Source organism: Marinobacter manganoxydans MnI7-9, from assembly GCF_000235625.1.
In the GTDB taxonomy this organism is placed as follows: Bacteria; Pseudomonadota; Gammaproteobacteria; order Pseudomonadales; family Oleiphilaceae; genus Marinobacter; species Marinobacter manganoxydans.
This window is the reverse complement of the sequence record NZ_AGTR01000047.1, coordinates 1-501: the sequence shown is the minus strand read 5'-3', so window position 1 is coordinate 501 and position 501 is coordinate 1. Positions and strand designations below refer to the sequence as shown.

Annotated in this window: 1 protein-coding gene; it reads left to right on the top strand. The window is 47.1% G+C overall.

All coding sequences use genetic code 11. The annotated features are described in order from the left end of the window. Positions 1-22: 22 nt before the first annotated feature. Positions 23-424, top strand: coding sequence for a hypothetical protein (locus KYE_RS11935; RefSeq protein WP_008173657.1), 402 nt, complete (start codon positions 23-25; stop codon positions 422-424). Positions 425-501: the final 77 nt, after the last annotated feature.

Genomic DNA, 501 nt, shown 5'->3' with positions numbered 1-501 from the left:
GCGTTAAGGCAAAGGAGGGTTGATGCGCAAACTATTTTGGAAGCTTTTCCCTCCTTATGAGGTAAAGCTCACGATTGAAGAGGTAAAAGCTATCCTCGATCAATCTGCAGGGCCGAGCAAAAGCATTTTAGAGTCAGAAGTTGTTTCTATTGCCAAGGATGCAGAAAAGACCATTTATTCGGTCAGAATTGACGGGATAAAACCTGACGAACTCGCTCTATTGTTGATAACCAATGTAATCGGTCGGCATCTTAGTAGTGGGCAACACCATACCTATCGCGGCGTTCTCAATATGACTGGAAAGGACATGCTGAGGGTATGGCACACTGCGCAAAAGGCAATGCTTGAGCGAAAATTTGTCACTGAGTCAGAGGTTGAAAAAGACAACCACTGGGTTATGGAACAGGTCAAAAGTGTCGGCTGAGAACTCAAGTGCCTTAACAAAATGCTCAAGCCGACCGGTTTGCGCTGGCGCTCCAACCGGCGGCTTAGCTCCGCGTT